The sequence below is a fragment of the Paenibacillus sp. ACRSA genome (genome assembly GCF_022346845.1).
Taxonomy (GTDB): Bacteria; Bacillota; Bacilli; order Paenibacillales; family Paenibacillaceae; genus Paenibacillus.
Genome location: NZ_JAKRNP010000003.1, coordinates 483,052 through 509,259 on the forward strand (window position 1 = coordinate 483,052; position 26,208 = coordinate 509,259).

22 protein-coding genes are annotated in these 26,208 nt (G+C 44.1%); 7 read left to right on the forward strand and 15 right to left on the reverse strand.

What is annotated here, in order from left to right; translation table 11 throughout:
• Positions 1-19: 19 nt before the first annotated feature.
• The 3 genes from MH215_RS11745 to MH215_RS11755 all read right to left on the reverse strand — a co-directional run bounded on the left by MH215_RS11745 (position 20) and on the right by MH215_RS11755 (position 2,822).
• Positions 20-1,618 (reverse strand): DUF4179 domain-containing protein, encoded by a 1,599-nt coding sequence (locus MH215_RS11745; protein WP_239290353.1) that lies wholly within the window; start codon positions 1,616-1,618, stop codon positions 20-22.
• On the reverse strand, positions 1,599-2,171 hold the full coding sequence (locus tag MH215_RS11750; RefSeq protein WP_239290355.1) for an RNA polymerase sigma factor: 573 nt from the start codon (positions 2,169-2,171) through the stop codon (positions 1,599-1,601). The genes MH215_RS11745 and MH215_RS11750 overlap by 20 nt, the downstream gene beginning before the upstream one ends.
• 144 nt (positions 2,172-2,315) lie before the next feature.
• The gene (locus tag MH215_RS11755) at positions 2,316-2,822 is read right to left on the reverse strand and encodes a mismatch-specific DNA-glycosylase (protein WP_239290357.1); all 507 of its coding nucleotides are present in this window, start codon (positions 2,820-2,822) and stop codon (positions 2,316-2,318) included.
• Positions 2,823-2,908: 86 nt separating this feature from the next.
• Here MH215_RS11755 and MH215_RS11760 point away from each other — a divergent pair, with 86 nt between their 5' ends.
• The 4 genes from MH215_RS11760 (at position 2,909) to MH215_RS11775 (ending at position 8,599) form a co-directional block, all read left to right on the forward strand.
• Positions 2,909-3,829: an AEC family transporter gene (locus MH215_RS11760; RefSeq protein ID WP_239290822.1), complete on the forward strand. Its 921-nt coding sequence runs from the start codon at positions 2,909-2,911 to the stop codon at positions 3,827-3,829.
• Between the two features lie 1,068 nt (positions 3,830-4,897).
• On the forward strand, positions 4,898-5,566 hold the full coding sequence (locus MH215_RS11765; RefSeq protein WP_239290359.1) for a hypothetical protein: 669 nt from the start codon (positions 4,898-4,900) through the stop codon (positions 5,564-5,566).
• Between the two features lie 489 nt (positions 5,567-6,055).
• Positions 6,056-7,126 carry a WXG100 family type VII secretion target gene (locus MH215_RS11770; protein WP_239290361.1) on the forward strand — a complete coding sequence of 357 codons (1,071 nt, stop codon included), beginning with the start codon at positions 6,056-6,058 and terminating at the stop codon, positions 7,124-7,126.
• A 630-nt stretch (positions 7,127-7,756) separates the two neighbouring features.
• Positions 7,757-8,599, forward strand: coding sequence for a hypothetical protein (locus tag MH215_RS11775; RefSeq protein WP_239290363.1), 843 nt, complete (start codon positions 7,757-7,759; stop codon positions 8,597-8,599).
• Positions 8,600-8,739: 140 nt separating this feature from the next.
• On the opposite strand, the gene MH215_RS11780 is transcribed toward MH215_RS11775, so the two are convergent.
• The 6 genes from MH215_RS11780 to MH215_RS11805 all read right to left on the reverse strand — a co-directional run bounded on the left by MH215_RS11780 (position 8,740) and on the right by MH215_RS11805 (position 16,695).
• Positions 8,740-8,991: an RNA-binding protein gene (locus MH215_RS11780; RefSeq protein WP_145049534.1), complete on the reverse strand. Its 252-nt coding sequence runs from the start codon at positions 8,989-8,991 to the stop codon at positions 8,740-8,742.
• Positions 8,992-9,221: 230 nt separating this feature from the next.
• The gene (locus tag MH215_RS11785) at positions 9,222-10,706 is read right to left on the reverse strand and encodes a methyl-accepting chemotaxis protein (RefSeq protein ID WP_239290365.1); all 1,485 of its coding nucleotides are present in this window, start codon (positions 10,704-10,706) and stop codon (positions 9,222-9,224) included.
• A 74-nt stretch (positions 10,707-10,780) separates the two neighbouring features.
• Positions 10,781-11,353 (reverse strand): GNAT family N-acetyltransferase, encoded by a 573-nt coding sequence (locus tag MH215_RS11790; RefSeq protein WP_056694447.1) that lies wholly within the window; start codon positions 11,351-11,353, stop codon positions 10,781-10,783.
• A 316-nt stretch (positions 11,354-11,669) separates the two neighbouring features.
• The gene (locus MH215_RS11795) at positions 11,670-14,351 is read right to left on the reverse strand and encodes a polynucleotide kinase-phosphatase (RefSeq protein WP_239290367.1); all 2,682 of its coding nucleotides are present in this window, start codon (positions 14,349-14,351) and stop codon (positions 11,670-11,672) included.
• The gene (locus MH215_RS11800; protein ID WP_239290369.1) at positions 14,348-15,814 is read right to left on the reverse strand and encodes a methyltransferase domain-containing protein; all 1,467 of its coding nucleotides are present in this window, start codon (positions 15,812-15,814) and stop codon (positions 14,348-14,350) included. Before MH215_RS11800 ends, MH215_RS11795 begins: the two co-directional genes overlap by 4 nt.
• A gap of 89 nt (positions 15,815-15,903) precedes the next feature.
• Positions 15,904-16,695, reverse strand: coding sequence for a nucleotidyltransferase domain-containing protein (locus tag MH215_RS11805; protein ID WP_239290371.1), 792 nt, complete (start codon positions 16,693-16,695; stop codon positions 15,904-15,906).
• Positions 16,696-16,930: 235 nt separating this feature from the next.
• On the opposite strand from MH215_RS11805, the gene MH215_RS11810 reads away from it, so the two are divergent.
• Positions 16,931-18,286, forward strand: coding sequence for a helix-turn-helix transcriptional regulator (locus tag MH215_RS11810; RefSeq protein ID WP_239290373.1), 1,356 nt, complete (start codon positions 16,931-16,933; stop codon positions 18,284-18,286).
• The gene (locus MH215_RS11815; RefSeq protein ID WP_239290375.1) at positions 18,234-19,088 is read left to right on the forward strand and encodes a WYL domain-containing protein; all 855 of its coding nucleotides are present in this window, start codon (positions 18,234-18,236) and stop codon (positions 19,086-19,088) included. Before MH215_RS11810 ends, MH215_RS11815 begins: the two co-directional genes overlap by 53 nt.
• A gap of 432 nt (positions 19,089-19,520) precedes the next feature.
• Here the strand turns inward: MH215_RS11815 and MH215_RS11820 are convergent, their stop codons facing one another.
• The 6 genes from MH215_RS11820 to MH215_RS11845 all read right to left on the reverse strand — a co-directional run bounded on the left by MH215_RS11820 (position 19,521) and on the right by MH215_RS11845 (position 23,715).
• Entirely contained in the window at positions 19,521-20,012 is a 492-nt protein-coding gene (locus MH215_RS11820; protein ID WP_239290377.1) for an LURP-one-related/scramblase family protein, read from the reverse strand.
• A gap of 161 nt (positions 20,013-20,173) precedes the next feature.
• Entirely contained in the window at positions 20,174-20,914 is a 741-nt protein-coding gene (locus MH215_RS11825) for a hypothetical protein (RefSeq protein ID WP_239290379.1), read from the reverse strand.
• Entirely contained in the window at positions 20,911-21,609 is a 699-nt protein-coding gene (locus tag MH215_RS11830) for an ABC transporter ATP-binding protein (protein ID WP_239290381.1), read from the reverse strand. Before MH215_RS11830 ends, MH215_RS11825 begins: the two co-directional genes overlap by 4 nt.
• Positions 21,602-22,015 (reverse strand): GntR family transcriptional regulator, encoded by a 414-nt coding sequence (locus MH215_RS11835; RefSeq protein ID WP_239290384.1) that lies wholly within the window; start codon positions 22,013-22,015, stop codon positions 21,602-21,604. The genes MH215_RS11830 and MH215_RS11835 overlap by 8 nt, the downstream gene beginning before the upstream one ends.
• A 232-nt stretch (positions 22,016-22,247) precedes the next feature.
• Positions 22,248-23,114, reverse strand: coding sequence for an aldo/keto reductase (locus MH215_RS11840; protein WP_239290386.1), 867 nt, complete (start codon positions 23,112-23,114; stop codon positions 22,248-22,250).
• Positions 23,115-23,151: 37 nt separating this feature from the next.
• Positions 23,152-23,715 (reverse strand): STM3941 family protein, encoded by a 564-nt coding sequence (locus MH215_RS11845; RefSeq protein WP_239290388.1) that lies wholly within the window; start codon positions 23,713-23,715, stop codon positions 23,152-23,154.
• 319 nt (positions 23,716-24,034) lie between these two features.
• Here MH215_RS11845 and MH215_RS11850 point away from each other — a divergent pair, with 319 nt between their 5' ends.
• Complete coding sequence (locus MH215_RS11850) at positions 24,035-26,038, forward strand: S9 family peptidase (protein ID WP_239290390.1); 2,004 nt, start codon at positions 24,035-24,037, stop codon at positions 26,036-26,038.
• The last annotated feature ends 170 nt before the right edge of the window (positions 26,039-26,208 follow it).

The window sequence follows — 26,208 nt, forward strand, 5'->3', positions numbered from 1 at the left end:
GAGTTCTACAGATCCCTCCTCATTTCTGCCAAGGCAAACTTCTGTAGGACGGTAAATCCACTGTCCAATCAACATCGTCAAAGTCTTGTTTGTTAATCATCCGCTTTATGGTAAGTTTTGTTCCTTTGGTTAGGTCAAAACCTTGGACAGAAATTTTCAGTTCGTCCATAACGGCCTGCCCCTTCTCATTCATTCTTATCTCACTGCCGGAAGGCTCGAATGGATATATATCCCCTTCAGCATCAGTAAGAATCCAGTGTTCTTCTTCGTAATATTCTGCGTCGTTTTTCAGGATAGCGCTCCCTTCAAGCACGAGTAGTGACGAAGCTTCGTGCCTCCCATTCTGATTCAAATTAGATGAATTCCGAGCAGGAGTGAAACTATACTTATCGATTTTGATTTCAGCATTACTCTTCTGAATTTTGACTGGCTTGCTACTAATCTGATTTAATTCAATTTCCATTACTGTCTCTTGTTTCACTGGTATCGTGTAACCATCAAGTACGAAACGAATTTTCTTTGCATCCAATGTTACAAATGCAGGATCCCACACCTCAGATAATTGAATATGCCCCTCTGTACCACTTAGCTGGCTGAGGTCTTTCAATCGAAATTTAGCTTGCCGCGCACCTGACCTGCTACCGTTAAAAATACGATACTCCTTCGTTTCAGGGATTTCGAGATGATACAAAATTTCCAGCTCCTCGTCCCATCCTGCCTCGACTTTGGCTTGCAACTCATCACTCAGGCTCACATCGAGATCCAGACGAATTCCATTTGGCGTTCGAATCATTTGAGTTAATCCGATCTGTAAACCTTCTGGGGTTGTATACGTGTTCTTCAGTGGTGTTTGGATAGATAACGCGTTGGCCTTGGTCATATCCAAATTAAATTGAAAGCTCCAATCCACAAGTGTATTTTTAGATAAATCATCCGGCTCGTGATAGGCTTTTTCTGCGATTAAACTCCCCAGTTCCCCTCGTACAACCACTTGATCTGGGATGTCATCATTCAACTGAAATATCCATCTCTCAACTTTGAAACTGGGCTGGCTTGTTTCTCGTGCCATGGTCGCCACACGACGGCCCTGATCATCGGTAATATGAATTTTATCATCGTAAGGGGAAAAAAGGTGTGCGTTTGTCCCGTCCGGGGCTATTTGTTCTATCGTCATCACAATCTGCGAACGATCCACCAATACATCATGGATTTTAAGCGTATAGCCCTGATCCTCAATATCAATCTGCGGATTAACGTATAGGCCGAGCGGTTGTAAACGTTTATAATCATCAGCTAGATAAGAGTATTTAAAGCTTTCTGGAACAGGGATATTCGGAAGTGGCGGATTCACTGCGCTCACGCCTGGCTTTGTAGGCACCACGTTCTGCTCCCAAGCGAACCATGCTCCCCCAAGCAGAAGAATTACAGCGGCAGCCATCCCGGTTCGACGGAACCATTTCTTTTGGCTGGCTTTCGTCGGTTGTAGCTCATCTTCTCCGCTCACCATTGATACATCTTCCAGCTTCTGCATCACTTCCAGCGTAAAATCAGCGTCTGGTTCTTCCCGGAACAAATGCTGCTCCAGCAACCGTTCTTCCTCATTTGGAATAGGCTTCATATGTCGCTAACCCTCCTCTACGTTCCAGCTTTTTCTTAAGTGATTTTTTGCCCCGGTGGAGGGCATTACGCACTTGCCCTGGGCTCATGCCAGTAATTTCTGCGATCTCTTCGTAACTCAGCTCATTTGTATATTTCAACAATAGGACAAGCCGATATGCCTCAGGCAGCTCGTCCATTTGACGATATATCTCACGCTGCATCTCCTTATGCAGCACTTGTTGTTCTGGTGTATTGTCATGACTGCGCTCTAGACCGTTGTCTACAGCCGTCATCACCGGTTTCTTTTGCCGTAGAAAATCCCTCATTCGATTCACTGCAATGGTGTACACCCACGAAGAGAAGCTACTCCCCGCTCGCCTTGTTGGCAAATATCGATAGATGCGAATAAACGTATCCTGAGCTAGATCTTGTGCATCCTGATGACTTGCACCCATTCCGCGGATAATGCCGAAGACTTTATTTTTATATCGATCCACAAGGACGGCAAACAGTTGTTTCTCTCCCCCAATAATGCGTTCAATGAGTTCCTCCTCCTGTAGCTGCTCTGCCATGTAATCCCCCTTCTCTACAGCTTCCATGCATGGTTCTGTACTATATAGACGGTGTGACTTCCCGAAACTTCTCACTTCATCCAAAAAAAAGAATTCGCATGGTTCCGGTAGAAGCCGGATAAGCGAATCCTGCATAAGGTGTATTTACTTCTTCTCTGATATAAAATCACTGAGCTGCGTATAAATTGCTACAATCTCATCCATCGACATCCGTACCAGACCACTGGACGAAGGGGCTACAAATTCATGAATCTCCGGAACGACTGGATCGTCTTGGAATCCCCACTCTACTTTGGTACGTTTGCTATATTGGGTATACACCCCTTTGCCGACAAAACAAGCGATGTCTGGGCGATACTGCTCTAACTTTTGCTTTAAAATCTCCCGCCCTTCGGCATACTCTTCACGTGAAATATCCTCTATACCTTTTGTCGGTCGCGCTACGATATTTGTAAACCCATATCCTAACTTCAGCAGCTCCCCGTCCTCTTCAGTTTGGTATAAACGCGGCGTCAACCCGGAACGTTCGAGGATGCGCCAGAAGCGATTGCCTTTGTATGCATAATGATGGCCTGTCTCGCCGGACGTGATACTTGGATTAAATCCGATAAACAGAATGGATAAACCTGGTTCTACATGATCTGGAATCATAGGACGTACACGCTCCTTTTAGTGCTATAATGATTGAAGGTTTTTCGAAATTGGCTGAAATTTTCACGAAAAAGGAAGTTGAACTGATGATTGCAGACATCATACTTGAAGTCGTCCTGCCCGTCTTTCTCTTAATTGCCGTCGGGTCTTGGATGCAAAAGGTGTTCAAGCTGGACTTGTACACCCTCTCCAAAATTAATTTCTATTGTATTACCCCGGCCGCTGTCTTTATGAGCATGTATCATTCCGATATGTCGGGTGAATTACTCGGTACGGTCACGCTATTCTATGCGATCTATGTCGTTATCCTCTATATTATCGGTTCTGTTACGGCACGTACGCTTCGAATGAGCAAAGGTATGAAGGCTGCTTTTAATAACAGTATCATGCTCGACAATGCGGGCAATTACGGGTTACCGATTAATGCGCTTGTGTTCCGTGGCGACCCACTTGCCTCATCGATTCAAGCGCTCGTTATGTCGTTGCAGGCTTTGCTGACCTTTACTTATGGGGTACTCTCCATTCAAGGCGCCAAGCTTAAGGGAAATTACCGTGCAGTGATAATTGGGTTTCTAAAAATGCCTGTGCCTTACGCGCTATTGCTCGGTATCTTGCTTCATATGTGGAATGTGCCACTACCAACCTTCTTATCTATGCCGCTAACCTATGCGCAGCAAAGTATGGTCGCTGTTGCTTTGTTGACACTAGGTGCTCAAATTGTGAAATATCCGATTCGGTTATATCGCCTTGATGTGTATATTAGCACATTTCTACGGTTGCTGATTGGCCCAGCCATTGGGATCTCCATCGTTCTACTACTAGGTATGCAAGGTATTGCCGCTCAGGCACTTATCATTGCTTCTGGTATGCCGACTGGGGTGAATGCATCCATTCTAGCCGAGGAGTATGACAATGAGCCAGACTTTGCTGCTCAAACGGTACTCATCTCAACCTTACTCAACATTATTACCATTACTGCACTCATCTCTTATGCCAAAACGTTCTAAAGTGAACTGTTCGTTGTGCCATTTAAATTCTCATGATAACTTTAAGTTTTTAGTGTCTACTTAAGGGGGATAATACCACGCAAAAAGCCGATTTTCACACGAAGTAATCCGTGCAAAATCGGTTTTTAATAACATCGCGTTTCATATGAGCCCTCCAGTAATCATCAATTTCTTGTCTCTAGAAAATAGCACATCAAAATTCCAGAATAATCCATCTTACTTATTATGTAAATATTTTAATTATATTCACTTGTCTCCAAAATTAAAAACAAAATATTTTCTCGTTTAGTAAAGTCCACTCTTGATACGAAGTATACATGACACCAATAGAATCAGATTTAGACATATTAGACATATGCACCTCCTGAACAAAAACTGATGTTTAAGATTGCTAAATCTGAAGCCATGTTATCAAACCTAACTTCGGTTAAATAGATTTTATCTAATTGCTTTTATAGACAGACTCTAATCTCTTTTATTGATTTTTTTCATTAAGGAAATTAATTTAATTACAATTTTATCAAATGAAATGATTGAATATTTCTTCACAAGAAAACTGAGTAAACCAAAAAATAGTGAAATAAATATTATAAGAAATAATACTTTCAACCCTATTTCTACAGATTCCATTTATATATACCTTCCTTCTTGTCATTATTGTATACACAATATATATTTTTACGACAACTAACACATTTGTCAAATTAAGTACAAGATTCTTCTGAATTAATGAGAAGACACCTTAACATCCCTCTTGCCTTAAGCTAAGACTACATTCAATTAATCGTTAGAACATTTATTCTTCTTCCAACCATAATTCACAACTAGCAAGGATTAGCTTTAGCTGTATTCTCATATGCAAGAGTTTCTTGAAGTCATGAATGCCTATGGGAATGCAGATGACTTTTATTGACCCGCCTTGAAAGAATTTAAATAAATTTAAATAGGCATAGATCTAACTTCTAAAATTCATTACTAGGTTCACAATTTGATCAGAAATAAAAATAATAAACGGTTTCCTATTTCCATTATATATGTTAATATGGAAAAAAAAAGTAGGTAATGTAAATGTTAAAAAGAATTTTAACTTTATGTATTGCTCTATGTTTATCTATCGTTGTAACTCTCCCGCTTGGTTTAACAGTAAGTGCAAATGGATCACTATCTTCTGACACCGTCGTTACTAAAGAGAATGCTGATCAAATAATGGAATATCTCGGATTAGATCCTAGTAATCTAATAAGTTCTGACACTATCTCAGATGACTCTGTTGAACCTGTTACTCTAGGAGAATTACAACAGGCTCTTGTCCAATTAGAACAGTCCCCAAAAGAAGTTATTACAACAGAAAATTTTAATAGTTTAGCAACTCAAACGAACTCTAATTTTTGTACAGGTTTGAAAATGCTATACTACACAACTAATCTTGGCGGTTCATTTGATCTATCATATGAAGTAGCTGCGAATTATTCATGGAACAAGTATACTTCTGCCAATAACGCAACTGTTTCCGTCAATAATAACACTGATAACCCCTTAATAAGTTTTACAATAGCTAGTAAAGATGTAGGGGCTAAAGTTATTAGTAATGGAGAAAAAGTGGAAATGAAAGCCACCGTTAAAGTTGATTCATGGTTAACACTTTTTAATACGGGACTGGTTAAGGTAACAACAACAACAGTTAATACAACAAAAGAGTGGAATACTACACAAGGAGGAATACCAGGTTGTATTTAAAAGATTAATCTCTAGTCTCTCCCTTTGAATCTTATACTTATTTCTATATAACATTACAACAACTATCCTAATTCACTCTCCCCTCATGAGAAACTATGTGAAAAGAAGGCTTTTGTAATGAAATGCACCCTATAAGATGGACACTTGGATTAAGTGCATCTTATAGGGTGTTTTTAAATAATTTCAAAAAAAAGACTCAAAGATTATTATTCGGGAATTAGCTATTGCCTAGAAAATTCAAGCAACAACTTTAACAAGTGGATTTTTCTCATTCACCTTTCATTCGTCCCGGTTACAGGCATAAAGTCTTAGCATGACTCCTCATTTAACCTGACTATAGAACTGTTTTGCGCGTCAAATGCCTCTTATCCGTTGCGAAAGCACGTTTCGACCTTTAAAATTATTGGGTAATTATCCCTTAGAGTTGAGTTATTTTCATATATACATAATGTAGAATGTCTTCATTATCATTTTTGCGAGGTGAATGTCGTGACAAGAATTGTCGTCCCTCCTGAGAAGCTTCAGGATATCTCTAACCAATTTGCGCAAGCTTCGGAACAAAGCAGAAATATGATTAGCAACCTGAGCAGACATATTAGTTCATTACAGAGTCAATGGTCCGGAATCACACAGGAGCGTTTCTTTCAGAATTTTCAAGTGGCACATCGGCAAATGGCGAACTTCTCCACTTCGGTATCTTCCATCGGCACAGAGCTAAATACAATAGCCACTCGTTTCGCCCAAGCGGATCAGTCCCAAGGAGCAGGTGTGCAGGCAAATGGTGGTCAATCTCCCTCTGGCAAAGATGTTAAAACAACGCTATCGGATCTGTATGATCAAGGTAGTAAGTCTTGGGATAAGATTAGTGGGATTCACGGTAACGTAGGACTGTTTGGTACGGCTATGTACTCTGCCTTGGCTACATCCATGGTGCTTTCCAAATCGGTTCATTTTAAAGTTGATCCTCGCAATCGTACTCGCGCTAAAGTGCATAATGCTCCGTGGGTTAAAGGTAAGGGTAATTCTTTCTTAAGTAACATGGCACGTAAACTAGATAAGCAATTCCGCAACCCGGGTCTAGTCATGAAAGGATTGAAGGGATTTGATAAACTTGCAGGTAAGTTAAAAGTTGGTGATATCGGGCTCGGATTCAGTAAAGCCAACAGCTTTGGTCAATGGACCCGGAATGTTATCGCTGGCGTAACTAAAGGCCAATATGGTATGAAAACTTCCAAAATCCCTAAAATGATCAGCAAAAAGCTGTTCCCTATTAACGTTGGGCTGAATGTTTGGGATGAAGGTGTCAAAACCGTTTCCAAATTTAAGGAAGGTACTCTAACCAAAACAGATCTTGCCGTCTCCGCATCAAATGTTGTGATTAAGTCTGCCTCTGCGGGAGCTGGTGCAATCGTCGGTGGAACCTTCTTAGGTGCATTGCTGGGTCCTCCTGGAGCAGCTGTAGGTTCTTATATAGGTGGTAGTGTAGGAGCTTGGGCAGGTAATCATATAGCAGGTGTGGCGGAGAAAGGAATACGATGGTTTACCAGTCGTTTTAAATAACTTTCACGATAAGATCCACATCCTCTGTAGAAAGTGAGATGATTGAATATTCATGGAATCTATCAAATTCAGTCGTTCAGTAGTCCTAGGAAGGGCTATGGGCACTCTAATTATAATGATTTTAGGAAGTATCATGATTTGGGACCTTAAAAATATACCGTTTGGTTGGTTTCGCCCTATCTTCTACGTTTTTATATTCGCTTCATCAATTTGGTATATATTACCTGCCTTTTGTAGATTGACCTTTTATCTTTTTTCGAGTACAACTCTTATCTCATTTGATCAGTATCGCGTTACTGCTAAAAACGGTAAATCCCTTCTCTGGTCTGACATCAAGCGAATTGAAGTTGTTGGAGATACTATTAACAATATAGCGCAACCGGTACCTAGGTTATACCGTTTTACTCTTTTAGATCGATCCCATGTCGACATGTCTACTTATCATCTTCTAACGAATCAACAATTTACAGATGGTGCGAAAAAATTGCGTACAGCTTGGTCTCATAATAAACATCGTAAGGTTGAGAAATAACTGGCATCTCTACAAAAATCGAAAGTAATCATGCATGTGTGATTTCTAATCTCGCACTCTATACACACTCATCTAATCGAAAGAAGGCGATTAAACTCATGGCTAAACCTCTAGTTACCCTATCTATCGAAGAATTCGGATTTGCGCTCGCCACGCTTGGCGCAGAAGACATTGCAGCTGGGCTTCTCAAACCAATGTATGGTGAATTATCTGAACAGCACTGGGAACTTGTTCTGCGAGCAGCGTCTCACAGCCTGTTATCCAAAGGACTTATCGTACGTATGGAAGAAACGGAGATTGAGATCGAGCCTGAGTTTCTGAAGATGCTGATGCATTTTGCCCAAAGCCGCGGGATGATTCGTGCCTACTCCGACAGTCTTGAACAAGAAAAAGTATTAACCATCCACCAAGGTACAGATAACAACGATACATACTTATACCACTTAGCAGTGGATCAACGTGTTCACCTGTTCACTTGGACAGAACCGCAGGAATGGGAGGAAGAGCTATTCCGGTTCTACACAGGACAACAGGAACCATTCATTGAACAGCCCACTCAATTCAAGCTAACAGAGGAACAATGGAATGTATTTACGAACGAGGATAACCACACTGCGTTAGATACCGTCATGAATGATTGGGGAATTCCCTCAGAATCGCATGAGTTACTATCTCGTTGGCATGAGTCCTTTGAATCGTCCGGTCGTCAAGTGGATAACCTTAGTATTATTCGTTATACCAGTGACCAAACGGAGATCCCTTTGCCAGATCAAGCTCTGCTTATGCTTCATACTGAACAAGGCTTCTGGAGCATTTCCAATGATAACGCTAGTAACGAAAATGATGCCAGCATCGAGATTATCCAACATTCCAGAGCGTCCTTTCGTAAACAATTACGGTCATGGATCGACCGATTCGCGGCTCCTGTGTCCCACCCTTAAACCACTATCCAACACAAAGAAGTCCAAGTGCAACGACTCTCCGTTGCGCTTGGACTTCTTCTATTTTGCACCTATTCAGTTGGTGCTTAATGCTATGCCAATGCTCTGCTTAGCCTTCTTACTAGAAGATCCAAGACGGACTATGATTCAAACGATGTTCGCTCTGGAAACTTACCGCCTTCTCTGAACAGACATCGCACCAATCGTTGAGCGGCTCGATTGAAGTAGAAACTTGAACTCATGCCGTCCACCTGAACAGGCTCCAGTTCCTTCACACTTTCCTTAACCTTGTTCATCTCAATCAGTCCCATCTTCCGCTCATTCGGTCCGAATCGATAAATAACCTTTTCATCGTCCTCCGTCTGTTTCACCAGTAGAATCATTGACGCCATACAGGTTACCCCCTATCGTTACTAGTGAGATTCCAATGCTACAAATTCGTCATACATGTTCAAAAAGGTGCCCTGAGCTTCCCTCGGAATCAAAAAGCTTTATTTTGAACTACATCTATAATTATTACCCAGATTGGAAGGAATGGATATAGGGCTTAGGTTAGTTATATTGATCCAAAACTCCCATTTTTCCAACAAAAAAAGAGAGGCCCTTAAGGCCTCTCTCTCGATTATGAAGTAGCAACCAGTTTCTTCATACTTGTAATCAACTGATCGAGTTTAGCGTAATCACTAATCATCTCTGTCATTTTGGAATCCTGCGTTCGCATATTTTGATGCATATCCTCAACAGAAGCCATATTCTCCTGCGTGATCCCCGCAATGTGAGACATACTATCTACCATATCATTCTGCTGTACATGCAGATGGTTCGACGATTCACCTACACGATCGGTGTGCTCCTTCATCCGCTCCATATTCTCATGGATCTGCTCAATAAGGTCGCTCACTTCCTGTGAAACTGTTCTGCTGGTAGCTACAGCAGTCTGCCCATGAACAACCTGTCCATGTAGTCCACTGATCTGCGAACGAATATTGGATAGAATGCCATCAATCTCAGCCGCCGCTTTTCTTGAACTATCTGCTAACTTGCGTACCTCATCGGATACAACGGCGAACCCTCTGCCATGCTCACCTGCTCGTGCTGCTTCAATCGCAGCATTCAATGCAAGTAGATTTGTCTGTTCTGCGAGTTCCTGAATGACACTAACGATGGAGCTGATTCGTTCATTATCACTGTTAAGCTTTTGCATCATCTTCACTGTACTGCCCATCATCTGATGTACGTTCTCCACGTCAGCAGATAACTCGCCCATCTGAGTGCTGCTCTGCTCGGTGAGTCTAGTATTCTCCGCTGCATAATTCTGTAGCTCACGTGTACCATCCAGCAGTGTACCTACCGTCTGATTGATCGTCTGTGTTGTCTCATTGACTCTCATGACGCTACCCGTCTGTGCTTCGATGGATGAAGTCATCTCTGTGAAGCTAAGCGTGACTTCTTTGCTGATCTCACCTGTTGTACGAACGCCTTCTTGCTGACTAGTACTGAACTGATCTAATGTCAGAACGGAGGCCTTCAATTGCTCAAGCAGATGATCCGCAACCTTCTTCGCTTCCAGCGTCTCCTGCTGTCTCTCGGTGACCTGCTTTTGTAACCGTTGACTAAAGTTCGCACCAAAAGCTAATGCAGCTGTCGCAAACCCAAGGTACAGATACAAGTACAAGAGCGAATCCCCTGCAAATAGTTGATCTCCATACTCCGGTATCATAAATATGTACGTGCTGACCCCTGCACCAAGCACTCCTGTAAATATGATCGTTTTATAGTCTGCATACAGCGCCATAATCGCCAAATTTACATAAACTAAGAAATACGTGCTAATGACCGGATTCGGATCGAATACGATCAGCATGACAACAATCAATGTTACGATACAAGCAATAAAATATTTAATCCCATTCACCCAAATTCGCTTGTATGTCATGAATGTAGCCACAGCACATGACGCACCTCCTATACCCACCAGCATCAAAATAATATTCATGCCGAGTCCAATCATAATATCCGTAACGATACTAAACGCAAGCATGATCCACAAAATTTTGATGAATAACCGGTTACGTTTGTCTAGCTCCGTCAGAGCTCCCTTAACCATGATGTTTCTCCCCTCTGTAAAGTACTCCCATTGAAATACCATGAATAACCTATGTAAGATCTTATAAATGAAGTTTACTGGGACAATTGTAGTCCCTTAGACACCAAGGCTGAATCTGATTCCGATTGAATAATCCACGAATACCGTTCCTTATGCATATATACATCTCTCACATCCACAATCGAGGGAATAACGTCTTCACCCTTATAGAACACCCTTCCCGCAACCTTATTAATCGGCAAATGATATGAGACTCGCAACGCACGCATCAGCGTAGGTTCAAGCAACATGACGAAATACGTTATACCGTTCTTCTCCGCATAATGAACGATTGCGGACAACAATTCGGCAACATATTGCCCCCGAAAGCTCGACAAAACTGCCATTTTATCAATCTCTGCAACCTTTTTCAGGTTCTCTTGAATCATGGGATGCGTGTGGAATGATCCAATTTCATTAATGGAGCTATCCTCAGAATACGGCTTGATCTCCGTTGTCCCTACATAGTATCCTTCCTCCGTAATCACCACGTATCTTTCCAGAATTTCCTCTGAAAATTCAAGCTCGAATCCTTTTTCTGTCCAGACAGTTGTCCATATCCCGTTGAACATGGCCAGTTCCACTTCACTCTCTACCCTTTTGAACAAGGTCTCCGCTTCCTTTCTGAGTCATTCACAATAAAATACATTCATACATATTATCGGAACCGATAGAGGAAATATTTAGGTGGATTAAAGGCTCTCCCCTGCTTCAAACAAGCCTAAAGGGTTAAGTACCAACGGTTTGTGCCTCTGAAAAAAAAGAAAAAAGCAATGTAACTTGAATGAAAACATTCAAATCACATTACTTTATTTGGATTTAATTAACGAATAATCCCAGATGCTCAACCTAGTGTATGAGGCTATCCGATTCAATTACATCTCTACACTCGCACTCTATAACCCCGTACTCAATAACCTCATTCTATAATCGTGGGTCTATTCGATCTGATTCGAGGGACAATGTGGCAAGTACACATTCATGAATCCGCTCCACCGATTCGCCCCGTACGAAACGCTCGATCCCTTCCATTCCCAAAGCACTCTCCATGAGGGCATGTCTTTCTTTTTTGGACGTTTTGCGTTTCCGAAGGCGTGATAAGTTCTCAGGAGCAAGATAATCCATGCCATAGATGATATGCAAATAGGCGCGTCCTCTAACTTTGATGGCAGGCTGAATCATTTTGTTTCCATTCCAGGTACGGAACGTCTCCGGTTTGATTACGATCCCTTCATGACCTTCTGCCGTCATTTCATCCCACCAACGAATAATAGCTGCCTCATCTGTCTCGTCAGTGATGACACGGTATTCTGTTTCCATCATCAATGGGGAGATCCGGGCGAACTCACGATTTTGCTGCATATGCCACTCATGCGTCTGCTCCCAGAATGTACCCGTGCTGTGTGCTAACGTATGGAACGGGGCAATCCGAATGTCGCCAATATCATTTACATCCCAGCAATAGTACTGGAATACATCGCGAAATGTCTGGGCATTCGCAAACTTAAGCTCAGTCTCCTGTAACCATTCGGTTACATCACGCCCCGCCTTCTCCGCTTCACGAAGTTTATCGACCATGATGTTACGATCCAGCAGAGACGCTTCGGATACATGTGCATATTGAGAGGATATGAGTTCCTTAGCCTTCAGGTTCCATGGCACAATCTCCGCGTCAAGCAATACAAATTCAGTCTGATGCCGTTCAAAGTAACTACCTTCCGTCAAATCCGCATGTAATCTGGATAATACTAATTGCTCTGTCAATGGGTCAAAAAAGGATCTTCCCGTACGAGTGACAATGTTACCAAGCATCGGTCGACCTACTCGCTGCCGCGCTACATCCTCATCACGGAAAATCAGCAATATGGCGCGGCTTCCCATATGTTTTTTCTCAGCAACCATCCGGGTCACGCCTTGGGAACGATAATACTGGAAGGCATCCTGTGGATGCTCCAGATAACCTTCTACTGAAGAAGCTACCGGCGGTGGACTCATTGTTGGCGGAATGTAAACCAGCTCTTCGAGAGGCACGGTGAAATGGGAGAACGTATCAATCGCCGTTTGTGCAACCTCGCCATGTATCGTTACATCCATCCGCGAATTCGTTTGTACGGTGAAACCTTCCTTGAATTTACGCAAATTCGGCGGTGACAAACGTTTTCTTTCCCAACGTACTAAAGGGCTGTTGCTATCCCCGGCATAATCCTTCCGAGCAGGTACACTAACTGATTCCCGTTCAGGCATTCGCCACGCTGTCAGCATGCCACCAAATACTACCCCTTGGTCAATGTTGACGGTGTCGTTCACAATCGTAGGATATGGACGAGGGTCATGTCCCCAGACGATGCATTCACCAGAAGTATGGTCTACATACCAATCTTTGCGGATAGGACGACCTTCCGCATCTGTCCCTTCTACATCACCATATCGGCAGTAATCTTGAATGCGCTTGGATTGTTTTCCTATAAAATGATCTCGTATCCCTGCATGGGCAACGACCACCTGCCGTACACCGTTCTGGGTGAACACCAGATGTGACGGTGCTTCAAGCAGAAAGTCTCGTAGTTCCGCTCGCACTTGCTGTGCCTGATCTGCACCTTGGGCTTGTTCCAATTGAATCAGCTCTGCTTCTACAAGCTCATCTCCATGACTAAGCGTGACATCGCGGCCATCCAGATAACGTGCTATTTTCCAACCATGATTACTATCAATCATATAAGCAAGCCCTGCCGTGCAATGCTGCTGCCAGAATAACAAACACTTGAGAGATTCAGGCCCGCGACTCGATACATCCCCGACCGAAACAAGCTTACGTCCGTCTGGGTGCTGGTATAGCCCGGTCTCACCTCTCACATATCCCAACTTAACGATTAATTCCATCATCTCTTCATAACAGCCGTGAATATCTCCGATGATGTCCACTCCTGCTCCCATATCCAGCAAAAGTGGGTTCGTTGTCCGAACAAATGTGATCTCATCCGGCTGTTTCAGGATATAATTCGCATCGAATCCTTCTTCACGAATAGAGCGTAATGAGCGCTTAAATTGCTGTACCTGCTGCTTCACCCGTTGCCGTCCACGCGGGTACTCCCGCTGGCTGTCCCGTTCCAACAGCTCCTTCTCCGGAATATCAAGTACGATGGCGATCACAGGCACGTGTGCTTTTCTTGCCAAATGAACAAGGCGTTCTCGATCTTCGGGATATAGATGCGTTGCATCTATCCACGTCAGCTTATTCAGGCGGCAACGCGTGCTTACAATAGCTTCCATCGCCTCAAACGCCTTCGCGGATACCTGCTGATATTCGGCATATAACACATCTGCCTCGCTACGTGGACGGTTCTTCCACTCCATATATTCTTCATCGCCCACTAGCATCCGGAACTGATCTGACGAGACCGCTTCTGTCCGCCGGATGACGCCTTCCCTCGCTAAACGATCCAGCAATGTCGTTTTGCCACTATTTGACGGCCCAACGAGTACCACAACTCCCGCATGTGGCAGCTTGATCTCCCGATTTTTTCGCTCTATGCGAGGTACTTCGTGCCCATTCGGACGAGATACTTCTCCTGCTCTTGATGTTACCTGCCTCTTGTCCTCTCTCATTGTTGGTGACCCTCCTCTCTGCGCCCAAAAACAATCATCTGTGTAGGCTGTCCATAACCTTCTACCTGTTCACCAATGCCTTGGATCGTATAGGTGTAATTCGTGCCTGCCGACCATTCTACACATCGTTCAGCCAGTTCAGCGCGTGTCCATTCGAAACGATGATCGTGGTGACGGAAGCTCTCCTGCTCCATCGCATAGACGTCATTGTATTCCTTATTCGGTGTGGTCACGATCAAGACTTCTGGCTGATATTCCTGAAGCAGCGTATTCATAATTCCATCTAGGCGATACGCCTCAATATGCTCAATGACTTCGCACAGAATCATGACATCCTGATGCTGCAGCTGTTCATCAAAATAAAAGAGTGACCCGATGATTGGCTCTGGCACCGCAAAGACCCCATGACGACCCTCCAGCTTCGCAAATCGTTCCATCGCACGTAGACGGGATTGACCAGAAGGCTCCACTGCCAAAATAGATTCTACCCCTGCAATGGTCGCCAGCCTTGCCGATAGCTTCCCTTCTCCAGCGCCCATGTCTACAATTCTCTGTCTGTGCGGCAAACGAGCAACCACCTCTGTAATGGCACGGTACCGTAACTCATTCAACCTTACCGGTGTGTCGTCCGTTGGAGCATCTTTTGATGTCTCTGTTGATGCTTCTATTGAACCCTCGGTTAAAACATCTCTACCATCTTCCAGTTCTTCTACGCTGAGCGGCTTGTTGTCTGGTATAGACAATGCGCCTTCCTTCGACTCATATTTCTTGATAAGTTCAGCGAATCGTAAGGTACGTTTAACGATAAGTTCCTTGTGCGGATGGGTCTCCAGCCAGCCGTCACCGTAACGTTTAATTTTATCAATCTCATCCTCGCTGATGAAATAGTGCTTATAGTTATCCAACACCGGAATCAATAAAAATAACTGACGCAGTGCATTTTGCACGGTCTCCTTGCCCTGAAGAATAATGCGTCTTACACTGCTTCTCTTCTTCAGATCGAAGGAATAGGACAGCTCCTCTCGCTCCAAAGTAACGGCATACCCTAAGTGGGAAAATAACTCTTCCACCACGCGATCAGGTAAATCCGAAGCTACCGGTCCGAAGGATAATTGCAGGTCAAAAGGATGCTCCACCCATTTCGTATACTCTTCCTTCGGTTTACCATTCAAGGCTGTGCCAAGTGCTGAACGTATGTAGGAGCAAAATAGACTGCTTGTCACGAATTCCCGATCATTGATATATTGCGTGATATCGTAACCGTCGGGGCTACCTCTCACCAGATCTACTGGATCAGGCTCTGCATGAATTAACACTTCCGTCTCACTAGACGTTGCGCGGGTATAGACCATTCTGACGCGTACGCCTTTGTCCGTCCTATCGTATATATTGTTAGGGTTCTTCGCGAGCAAATGGGACACCACTGACGCGTCTTCCCCGCTTGCTTGTATAATAAGGTGCATCGATGCTTCCTCCTTCATTAATCCGTTCTATAAGTTCGTGTTCATAAAGAGGTTGTTCAAAAAGTCGGTTTTCTGGCTCTTTAATCTATTCACCATACTTCTTGCAGTGCCAAACGGAAGATACGATCCAGTTCCTGAATCTGGACAGCATCCTCTCTTTCCATCTGTGAGGCAATCTGTTCATAGTGCTCGATCTGTTCTGTCAAAAATGCTTGGATCGCGGGCAACTGCGGCTCGATATCAAGCTCATCTCCTGCCTTTTTACGGCGCAGCAGTTCATGAATCTCTATAGATAATGGATCTGACGCAGGAATCAGCTCTTCAACTAAACGTTCGAACTCCATTGGCGGCATCGTCTCATATCGCTCAATCCAGCCACAGGCAAGCAGTGGACGCAGGACATAGAAATACTTCTTAATCTTCACCTGATGTCCCTGCAAGTAATCCCGGAAATTTCCTTTTGCCATATTGAGATAATGATACATACAAGATTTAGACGAGAACGTTAGTGGGGATTGAGCACGAATCTGCCCTGCTATACTAGACTTCTCCAAGTACTGGATCGGCGATTGCAACCACTCCAGCAGCGGGGGATTCGATTTACGGAATAACTTCAGCGCCTTACGCAAATCCCAACCGTTAATATCAAGCTGATCATTGATGGGCCGTTCAATAACATCTCGTCCCTCTTCAATAGAGAGATACCATTCCAGCGGTCTCACATAGATAAAGCGTACATCGTAATCACTATCCTGTGAGGGGAATCCCCAGGCACGACTGCCTGACTCGCAAGCATAGAGGATCTGAACCTGCTCTTCCCGTTCAATCTGCTCCAATTGCTGATGAATCATGGATCGCATTTCTTCACTAATTACGTTCATTGTATTTCCCTCCTTGGCGATAAGATGTACAGCTGATACAATGTATAACTCCCGATTCTTCGTGTGTTTGTTATCCGATCTGCTCTCGTGTAGTCATCTGCTCAAACCTATGGTTTGATTATGCCTCTTCTTGGACGTCAGGAACATGGTGAAAGTATGGCGATAGACACATATAAAATGAAAGCTGCCTATGTTCCTGTTACAATAAGAGGTAGGCCAACAAGGAGTGAGTATTATGGCAAAAGAGAGCTTTGACAAAGAAATTCAGTTTCTTCGTATGTTATCCCTAACAAGTGGTGCATATAATCGTAAGCAATATGCCGAGCGGCTCGGCATTTCAATACATACCTTTGATAAGACAACACGGCGATTAAGAGAGATTATGAAGACCGTCTCAGAACAACGCACAGATTCAGAGCCAGGCAAAGAAATGAATGACCTGGCTCGCTTTCAATATGGTGAGTCAGCAGAGCCTATGCTGCTCTTCCTATTTCGCGCCAAGTCGATGAAAGAGACGGAGGTTAAGCGGCTTGTCCTTCTTTTACATACACTTCAGCAAACACCTCTAACCGCTATGGAACTTCTAGACGCCTGCTGTGAAGATCTGCCTGAGGACATGGCATTGCCTGATGAGAAAACGATTCGTTCGGATCTTAAATATCTGGAAGAGGTTGGCGTTATTCGCAAGGAACCAGGCGGCAGACCCTACCGATATCTTCTGCAACAGGATGTCCTGGCGAAACTCACGGCTGAAGAACAACTGGAACTATATGATTTTGTAGATATCATGGCAAACACTCAGGTTCCTTCTGTTCAAGGATATCTATTGCGGGATAGCCTCAAAAAGGCAATTGCCCTAAGTTATCCGCAAGAAGAGGCAACCGAGCCTTTCATCTATAAATACCATTACTACTCACGTATCTTGGACGAAGCGCATTTATACACATTGCTTGGTGCAATTCGGCAGCGGAAATGGGTTCAGTTTATTTATTATTCCCCTAAGAAGCCATCCAGCTACAGCTCACAGAATACGAATCCGTTATTTGAACGAGAAGCTGAGGGACGGCTGAACCGTATCCTTCCCCTTGAGGTCGTCTATGACCATCAATATGGACGTTGGTATGTTGTCGGATATCAAGGACGTCGTGGTTTTGTGAAATTTCGGATGGAGGGCATTACCCAGATCGAGGAGCAAGACGCGGCGAATGAATCATACATGAATCAATTGAAAAAACAATGGGCGGATCTTAGCCGCTACAGCTGGCTCGTGGACACCGGAAATACCGTTACTGTGCAAGCACGTTTCTTTCACCCCACCGATGGTCAGCGTAACTTCATATTGGATCGTGTGAAGTTACAAGGGCAATGGGGTACAATCACGCCTGAGAGCAGTGATACTTTCCTCTATGAGATTCGTGTGAACGGTACAACTGAGATCAAACCATGGCTGCGGAGTTTCGGCTCTAGCTGTGAAGTGCTTGCTCCCCGCAAGCTACGCCAAGAAATGATTAAGGAATGGAAGGAGATTGCTCAGTACTATGAACTTGTTCGAGAAGATGTTCAATTACCAGATCATGACGAGATTAAATGAGACAGGACTGTTCACTTGGACATCGCAAGAACGCGCTTGGCTGCGGTTGATGTTGAAGCATCCGGCGGCGTTCGAGGCACTACGTCCCTTGACCCTTAAGAAACTGCAGGAGATGTTGGAACCAGAGCAGGACTTGAACCTTCAGGACTACCTGACGGAAAAAGCCAAAAGTGTAGAGAACAGCGTCTCCCATCCACTTCTCCAAACCTTAAGACAGATGATATTACATCATCAGGGGTTTCGCTTAACTGGACGTGTCCGCAATGGACGAATCAGTAACGACCAGTTCGGATTTCCATACAAGCTGGAATACTCTATGGTCAAAAAAGAATGGTATGTGCTCTGGTATGCCCCGCGCTTTCACAAGCTCATGGCAACCAAGCTTCACAGTATCATTGCCGTAGAAGCCGAACCCATTGAAGCAGCTCTCGCTTCCAAGTATGCACAAAAGATTACCACATTAACTGAACACCGAAAGACAACTGTGACTATTGAAGTGTTGCCTGAATATAATCAGGAGCTGTCGCGGATCTTATACGCTTTCTCCTGCTTCGAGAAGCAGGTCGACTATGATGAAGGCGAACAAACCTATCGGATTATACTCACGATTCCACGGGGAGAAATGGATTATGTTCTATCCAAGATGCGCTTTCTGGGGAAAAGAGTTCGAATCACTGACAATACATCGCTCCGCAACCGTATGGCGGAGACAGCCTCTAAGGTGTTAGCGCGTTACGCGGAATCTGCAGCCGAGGGTGAATCAGAGTCTCAGCGTATACAGAATGATAATCGCAACAAATAGAAATGTGGTAGCAGAGCGTAGACAGAAATACGTAGCAACTACAATTGTTCCGAAGAAATCAACCTTGGTAAGCATTTATCTAATGCAGCTGAATTCAATACTGAGATGCCGCTAGCCATCTAATGAGCAACAACAAGGAGTGTCCCATAAGTCATCATTATGACGAGGACACCCCTTTTTACGTTATTTCAATTTGACGAACCTGACACATGCTATTTGCTCTCATTTTATCCAATCTGATATCTAACGAATCACAGAGGCATTATTTCGTCGATTTACTCCATATTCTAGGTTTTGACGCCGTTTTATGAAGGAATAGCGTTACTGAGGTTCGTTAGCGATTGGAGCGAAGAGGAATTCCTTTTGGGACAGTTCCTTGTTCTATGAGACCTAACTCGTTCCTCTATAAGTGATACGCGTTTTTTTATTTTCCTACGTACTGTTCGCCGAATTCCGTCGCTTATTAATCGCATGTACACCCATCACCACCGCGATCAACTCATACGTATTGAGCTGTTCTGAATCATTGTGAAGCACAAAGGCTCCTGAACTGAACCACCCACTTGTTCGTCTGAAGCTGGCTACCGTCCTGCCACCCATACCGGTAATCTCATACTCCTGCGAGAAAGCTGGTGCGGACACCTCATATACACCACGAGGCCCAGCATCATATTCATACTTTTTACTGAAGAAGCTAAGTCTTGCCCTGAGTACACCCCAATGGCTTCCATCTTGAGAAGTTACATCCCATCGGTTCGTTAACATCCGGAATTTACCGCTACAGATTAAGCCTGACGGGGCAAATACATCTATCGATGATCCAAAGGCACTTTTTAGATCCAAATGCCCTACCTGTTCTTGTTCTTGATTCATAATTTCCGTATAACCAGCGTTGAAAAAATTATCCCTGAAGTACAGCTCCATGGAATCCCTCCTCCTTACAAGCCTATACTTAATCTACCATTATAACGTTATTTATCTATTTACGTCATAAAAGAGACAGAGGCTTCAACATAAAAAATGTTCTGCCCGCTCTACGAGCAATGACAGAACATCATTTATTACATGTCACATGTTACTTGTGACTACACTTCAACTTTTTTATTATTCAGATACACGGTTAAGGCAACTAATCCAATGGCTACAATCACTTCAAAGATCGTACTTCCCCACCTGTCGCCTGTCCATACAACTCCATTGGAGGTGATCGTCATTCCAGTGCTTTCCTCCGTAAAGTGAAATACTTGCAATGGGCTAACTACACCTGAAAAAATAACATTCTCAACCCAGCTAAGGACTGAGGTAATGATGAAATAAGCAACAAGCCCAATCCACGGTCCCGATATCCAGCGGAAGCTGCCTGCAATTGAAATGGAGAGAAAGATGATTATTGACATAAACAAGATGACCCAAAGACTAAGCAGAATAACCGCAATAATACTTGAAAAGTCTATTCCACTCATGTTGATAAAGTACATGATATCCATTCTTGAGTTCAAAGAATCATAGATCAAAAGGTGAATCGTACCAATCACCGCCAACACCAACCCACATATCGCCCCAAAGAGCAGTGGAGATAACACATGAGACAACCCTGACACAGGAACGAGACGACGATTATAGGCTCGAATGTTAGACCAATACGTCTTGATCATTTTGACAAAGGTTGCTATACCTACCGCTGTATATGAGACAATAGCGAGAATGACTTCTCCACCATTTGGTAAAAATGGAGCTACTGCAACCTGCAGAATAATTAAGGTCACTAGACTCGCTAACAAGGTGTTCCAATTCCTTTTAAAGTCATACTTCAGTAATGTCATCATTCGGCATAAACCTCCTTGAACATCTCATCCACACTTTTTCCGTTTTGCAGACGCAGCGTTTCAACTTCTTCCCGCAGTACCATTTGACCCTCACGAATAAAGATGACTTCGTCAAAGATCCGTTCAATATCGTTCAGCAGGTGCGTCGAAATAATAAGGCTGCTGTCTTCATCATAAAATTTCACAATAGCATCCAGAATTTTGCCGCGAGCGACAGGGTCAACTCCACCAATCGGTTCATCCAGTAAATATAGACGAGACTTACGTGATAGAGCCAGTGTTAGCTGTAGTCTTTCGTTCATGCCTTTCGAGAGATGTTTAACCCGTTCCCCCTCTGCGAGCTTCATAAAATCAAGCATTTCCCGTGCTTTTTCTTGATCAAAATCGGCATAGAAATCACTGTAATACGCAATCGCATCACGCACCTTCATCCAGCTCTCCGTTAATGGCTTATCCGGCATAAAAGATACAAGCGACTTCGTCTCCAACCCAACCGGCATGCCGGCGACCTGAATGGAACCACTGGTCGGGTGCAGCAACCCGGCAACCAGCTTCATCAAGGTACTCTTGCCACTACCGTTACTGCCGAGCAATCCGACAATTCGACCCGGAGCAATCTCAAGTGTAACATCTTGCAAAGCCTTCTTTTTGCCATAAAACTTACTAATCTGGTTCAACTCCAAAATGTTAGTCACGCTGCGTTCCTCCCTTCCCAGCTGGATTATTCTGTTGCGATTGTCCTTCGGCAACGGCATCTGCCACAATCGAGACAATATCCTGCTCCTCAATACCGAGTTCTTGCATACCTGTCAGGAAGCGCTCCAGTAATTCTCCAGCCATTTCTTTTTTGATCGTCATAATCTTCGACTCCTCACTTGTCACATATCTTCCAAGCCCACGTCTCGTTTCCACCACTTCTTCTCGTTCCAGCTCTTGGAACGTACGTTGTACCGTGTTGGGATTAATCTGCAATTCAGCTGCTAGTTCCCGTACCGAAGGAATCTTATCTCCAGCTTGCAGTGTTCCGGTCACAATCTGCTTCTTGATGTACTGCATGATCTGTATATAGATTGGTAAATTATTATCAAATTCCATACTCACAAAGCTCTCGCTCCCCTCTGTATTTGTGTGTTAGTTACATAGTACACTAGTGATCTAGTGTTGTAAAGCCTATATTTTAGGTCATTATGTTCAGATATAAAAAACAAAAAAAGAGCAGATCTAAACGATCTACTCTTCCTATAACAATCTACTCTTAGCTACTTCTAGATAGGTTTAGCTATTTACGGCGGATAATTCCAGCTATCTCAGACTCAGTGTAACAAACACCACATTATACAATGTCCAAAGGAACTTTCCGTTGTGGTGCAGGGAACACCTCATTCAGCCGCGCCTCTTCTTCTGGGGTCAACACAAGATTCATTGCGGCCGCATTATCTGCCACATGTTCTAGTTGGACTGCTTTGGGTATCGCAATAACATCCCCTTCACGGATGACCCAAGATAATGCAATCTGGGAAGTCGTCACATTCCGTGCTTCCGCAATCTCTTGGATGACTGGATGTTCGAGTAATTCTTTACGCAGTCTGCCCCCTTGTGCAAGGGGACAATACGCCATCACAGGAACATGCCGTTCTCGTAACCAAGGCAATAGATCATATTCTATGCCCCGTGATGCAGCATGGTACAACACTTGATTCACTGCACAATGTTTACCGCCCGGTAGGTTCCATAACTCCTGCATATCGTCTATATCCAGATTAGATACACCCCAGCGCAGAATCTTGCCAGCTTGCTTCAGTTGCTCCATAGCTTCGACGGTCTCTTCAAGTGGAACTCTTCCTCGCCAATGCAGCAAATAGAGATCTATCCGATCTGTACCTAGACGCTGGAGGCTGTTCTCGCAAGCTGTAATCATTTGCTGCCGGTCTGCATGATGTGGATACACCTTCGACACCAGGAATACATCATCACGACAACCTTCGATCGCTTCACCTGTCACCTCTTCTGCCCCGCCTTCTGCATACATCTCTGCGGTATCTATAAGAGTCATTCCCAGTTCAATTCCATCTCGCAAGGCTCTAACTTCCTTCGTACGGCTCGAATCCTTTTCACCCATGTACCATGTACCTTGACCAATTGCAGGCAAGGTTGTACCATCCGGCAATTGAACTGTACGAGCGATCTGATCCTGATTCATTCGAATTACCTCCCATTAGATTCCACTGTGGTGTCATCTATACTTGTTCAGGCGGTTGTTGGTTAGTAACGGACGGATTGGCCCGTTTCCAGCGTCCCACCATCATCACATATAATTGATCTAACGGTAATGTGAGACTACTCTGCGCTATGCTTATCGTGGCATCCACCATATTTGTATTCACCGTCATTAATTTCCGTTTGATACCCATCTGGCGATCCAGAAAGGCCTTCTCATCCCGAAGCTTAATGCCAATCATCGGTTGTCCCATGAGCTCATACATAAAAATATTCTCTACATCTGTCCAGGCAATGGAACCACCTGACGTATAGGAGGAGGAATCAACAAATCCCTTCTCATCCACCACAAATGAAGGCTCTTTTTTGATCATTTTCATCAGAATGTAGCATAGGCAACAGCCAAAAAACAAAATAGAAACAACACCAACCACACATGAAATCGTAGAAGCACCAGTTTCCTTCGAATCACTAAGAATTAAAAATAAACCGGCTGCAATGAATATTGCTGACCCTGCTGTAAGCCAAGCTAGACGTTTACGGCTCGGGTATTCTACGTGTTGTTGTTCATAAAATGTGGACAATGTGGTCTTCCCCCTTCATTGCGACAAAAAAATAGTTGCTCGTTCATAGGTCGTATATCTATATCAAATGGCATAATTAGCAGTGTTAATTAAACGTATTTAAGTCCGTCTAAACGGTAAGTTAGGACTTTTTTTTGTCAGTTTCGTGACTATTCAACAGTAGAATTCGTCACAATTCAGACAATTCCTTTATACTGTCGAATAATTGAAAAAAAGCGAGCTGCTAATGGCATACGGACGTTGTCCTACTCTATTGTTTCCGTTAATATAAATGGAAAGGTTAGGAAAATACATTCAAATTAGGGTGGGAGGACATAGAATGAATAGTTTACGTGGCATGACTTCGGAAGACCTGTTTCAGATCACATGGGTCAACGATCCAACACCATCTCCTCAAGGCAGACAACTGGTGTATGTGAGTCGAAAAACGAATGACGGCCGAGATGGTTATTCATCCCACCTGAGACTCTTGGATCTCGTAAGCCATCAAGATCGTCCCTTTACTTCCGGGGAAAAGGATCACTCTCCAACCTGGTCACCGGATGGATCACAGCTTGCCTTTTTACGAGAACAGGATGGGAAGATCCAAGCTTGGCTCATCGCATCCGACGGCGGAGAGGCTAGAATCGTAAGTCATCTCAAGCATGGGGTTAGTTCGATGCTCTGGTCACCAGACGGACAAGCCTTGCTCGTTAAATCCTCTGTGGATGAGCAAGCTGAGGACAATAAGGACACCGAAGATTCCGCAGAAAACAAATTACTACAAGAGCATATCGTGGATCGCATTCGGATGAAATCAGATCAAAGTGGATTATGGAACGGCAGACGCAATCATCTATTCTATATCCCGCTTGAAAGTGGAGAGGCTACGCAAGTTACCTCAGGGCACTATGACGTTGGAGAGTATGCATGGTCTCCGGATGGTACAAGCATCGCGTGGATTACCCAGATGCCAGAAGAAGGCGAAGATCATAACGACTACAGCCTAACCAACCATGTATATCGTGCCAAGCTTGACGGAACAGCGCTTGAGCAGCTAACGCCGGATGGATATTCATTCTACCGTCTTACCTATGCACCAGATGGGCAATCCATTGCACTACTCGCCAGTGACCGTTCCTATCAAAATGCTACGCTTATCAAATTATATTCACTCCCCCATACGGGCGGTGAACTAGAGTGTCTTAATTCAGATTGGGATGTGCAGTGTAGCCACAGTCTCGTTGGAGATATGCGCTCCCATTTAACCCCTACGGGGCCAATATTCAGCCGTGATGGTTCGTCAATCCTCTGCTTAGTAACGATCGAGGGCAGTGTTCGGATTGCCAAATTTGCAAGAGATGGCGGCGAGTCACGCTATATTCTACCGGCCGAAAAAGAATTCTATCAATTTGCTGAACTTGCAGATGGACAGATTGTTGCAGCCGTGGCTGATGTTTTGAATCCGGGAGATCTCTTTCTCTATCGTGAGCCGGGTGACATCGAAGCTCAGCCTGTTCAACTGACACATAGCAACCCAAAGTTGACCGAACAGATCCAACTTAGTTCACCAGAGACATTCTGGTTTGACTCTTCGGATGGACTCCGGCTACAAGGATGGATCATGAAACCACAGGGCGTGGTCGATGGGGTCAAAATCCCAACGATTCTTGAAATCCATGGTGGGCCACATATGATGTATGGCTTTACATTTATGCATGAATTCCAAATCCTTGCCGCACAAGGGTATGCCGTAATGTATCTCAACCCTCGTGGGGGTCTTGGATATGGGCAACAATTCGTGAATGCCTGCCGCGGAGATTATGGTGGCGGGGATTACCGTGATCTGATGGAAGCTGTCGATTATGCTCTTGGTCAATATGACTTTATCGATGAGACTCGCCTAGGTGTTACTGGTGGCAGTTATGGTGGCTTCATGACCAACTGGATTGTTGGGCATACAGATCGATTCAAGGCCGCCGTCACACAACGCTCCATATCCAACTGGCTCTCTTTCTACGGCGTCAGCGACATCGGATATTTCTTCACAGAGGATCAGATTGGCGGCAACGCTTGGGATGATACAGAGAAGTTATGGAAGCACTCTCCACTAGCCTATGTAGGCAATGTAACAACCCCACTGCTTATTTTGCATGGAGAGCAGGATTTACGATGCCCTATTGAACAGGCTGAGCAATTATATATTGCCTTGAAGCGACGCCGACAGACGACACGTCTCATTCGTTTCCCAGGCGCTAATCATGAATTGTCCAGAGGAGGACACCCACACCTGAGAGTTCGCCGGCTTGAGCATATTGCGGGTTGGTTTAATGAGCACCTCTAAATAGTAAGATCGAAACCGAGCAACCAGTGATGCTACCTGTAAAAAAAATACCCTCGCCAAAAACCACGTGAAGTCATCTGTGTGATGACCTCTACGTGGTTTTTTGATGTCGGCAGTATTCACCAGTCCGGGATAACAGAACTAAAGAATGCAGGCGCTGTTCCCTATTA